The organism is Stenotrophomonas sp. 2YAF22 (assembly GCF_052114665.1).
GTDB classification, from domain to species: domain Bacteria; phylum Pseudomonadota; class Gammaproteobacteria; order Xanthomonadales; family Xanthomonadaceae; genus Stenotrophomonas; species Stenotrophomonas indicatrix.
Genome location: NZ_JBFRFE010000726.1, coordinates 1 through 1,927, shown reverse-complemented (window position 1 = coordinate 1,927; position 1,927 = coordinate 1). Strand labels below are relative to the sequence as shown.

The 1,927-nt window shown below is 63.4% G+C and carries 4 protein-coding genes; 3 read left to right on the top strand and 1 reads right to left on the bottom strand.

Annotated features, from left to right (window positions below):
* The 3 genes from AB4Y84_RS20455 to AB4Y84_RS20445 form a co-directional block, all read left to right on the top strand.
* Positions 1-194: type II toxin-antitoxin system HigB family toxin (locus AB4Y84_RS20455; RefSeq protein WP_442250796.1), on the top strand; the 194-nt coding region annotated here is incomplete at its 5' end.
* Positions 191-550 (top strand): helix-turn-helix domain-containing protein, encoded by a 360-nt coding sequence (locus tag AB4Y84_RS20450; RefSeq protein ID WP_105164648.1) that lies wholly within the window; start codon positions 191-193, stop codon positions 548-550. The genes AB4Y84_RS20455 and AB4Y84_RS20450, both read left to right, overlap by 4 nt.
* A gap of 87 nt (positions 551-637) precedes the next feature.
* Positions 638-1,072, top strand: a complete 435-nt coding sequence (locus AB4Y84_RS20445; RefSeq protein WP_442250795.1) for an SseB family protein — start codon at positions 638-640, stop codon at positions 1,070-1,072.
* A gap of 44 nt (positions 1,073-1,116) precedes the next feature.
* On the opposite strand, the gene AB4Y84_RS20440 is transcribed toward AB4Y84_RS20445, so the two are convergent.
* The coding region (locus tag AB4Y84_RS20440) for an HD domain-containing protein (RefSeq protein WP_442250794.1) at positions 1,117-1,927 on the bottom strand (811 nt) is incomplete at its 5' end.

The window sequence follows — 1,927 nt, the reverse complement described above, 5'->3', positions numbered from 1 at the left end:
CGCCGCATGACATCCGCAGTTGCTATGCGAGTGCGAGTTTCGTCGGTAGCAGTCGCGTGGTTTTCAACATCAAAGGCAACAGCCACAGGTTGGTTGTCGACGTTACTTATCAGCGTCAGATGGTCTACATCAAGTTCATCGGCAACCATGCCGAATACGACCGGATTGACGTAGCGACCGTGGAGGAAAAATGAACATTCGTCCTATTCGCACAGAAGTCGACTATCAGAACGCATTGCGCGAGCTGGAGGCCTATTTCGAGAACGAACCTGCGTTGGATAGCGAAGAGGGAGATCGTTTCGAGATTCTCGCCACCTTGGTGGAGGCCTACGAGGCGAAGCACTACCCGATCGAGCTGCCTGACCCGATCGAAGCGATCCGCTTCCGCATGGAGCAGGGCGGTCTGACCGTGAAGGATCTGGTGCCCTCCATTGGTCAGCTCAACCGCGTGTATGAGGTATTGAATCGCAAGCGTGGATTGACCTTGGAGATGATCCGCAACCTGCACCGCAACCTGGGCATTCCGGCGGAAAGCCTGATCGGCCGCTGAGGCCCATCCCGATGCGGGATGGGGTGTGCGTAGCCTCGTGCAGGGCCTGCTAAAGTTGCAGCCAGCAATCACGTACCGGAACCGACCATGGACCACGAAACGCCGTTCGAACCCGCCAACGACCTGGAAGTGCGCCTGCTGCAGGCCCAGGACGGAACCCTGACGGCCTCGCAGTTCCTCGACGGCCTGCTGACCGCTCCGGTGTTCGTGCTGCTGGACAAGGCCATCGGCGAAGACGGCGCCTGGGACGAAAGCATTTCGCCGCTGGTGCTGACCAGCGAAGGCGGGGAGCCGATGTTCGCAGTGTTCACTGCGCCCGAGCGCGCGGAAATCTGGCACGAGCAGCTGCCGCAGTTCGCCCATGCCATGCCCATCGCGGTGCATGCGCTGCTGTCGGGCATCGGCGAGGGCGTTGGCCTGGTGCTGAACCCGGGCCTGGACGTGGGCATGGAGATGATTCCCGACGCGGTGGMGCAGCTGAAGGAACGTGCTGCGGCGATTACACGTGGGATGGCGCACTGATAAAAGCTGTGGTTGCCGGCCAGCGGCCGGCACTACCAGATGCTTCAGCGCGCGGCGGCAATGGCCTTCACCCGCGCCTTGGCCAGCGCTTCGCCAATGGCTGGACCCTTCAAATGGGTGGTATCCAGATCACGTGCCTGCACTGACAGCGCCGCCTGGTGCAGGCGCTTCAGCGTTTCGCCCTGCGGGTAGTCGCTGTCCTCGAAACCGAGCCGGCCGCGCTTGTCGGCCTCGCAGCACAGCGCGATGCGCGCCACCCGTTCCGGCCGGCGCAGTGCATCGCAGCGGCCCAGCAGTTCCAGCACGGTGGCATCGCGCAGTTCGTCGATGCGATGCACGTTCAAGTGCTCGCGGCATACCGCCTCGGCCAACTGCTGGTGCTCGGTGGGAATCTTCAGGCGCGCACACAGTGTTTTCAGCGGTGTGATGCCGCGCTGTTCATGCATGATGTGGCGCGGCCATTCCTCGGGCGGAGTCAGGCCCTTGCCGAGGTCGTGGGTCAGTGCGGCGAAGCCGACCAGGTCATCACCGGGCGCCAGCTTCGCGGCCATGTCGCTGACCATTTCCTGGTGGACGCCGGTATCGACTTCCGGATGGAATTCCGCGCGCTGCGGCACGCCGTACAACGCTTCCAGCTCCGGCAATATCGGGCCCAGCGCGTGCRCGTCGTGCAGGGTGCGCAGGAACGCGGACGGGCGTTCGCACACCAGTGCCTTGCGCAGTTCCTGCCATACACGTTCCGGCACCAGTGCGTCGAGCTCGCCACTGGCGGCAATCTCGCGCATCAGTTCCATGGTTTCCGGCGCGACGGTGAAACCGAGCGAGGCGAAGCGGGCCATGAAGCGCGCCGCGCGC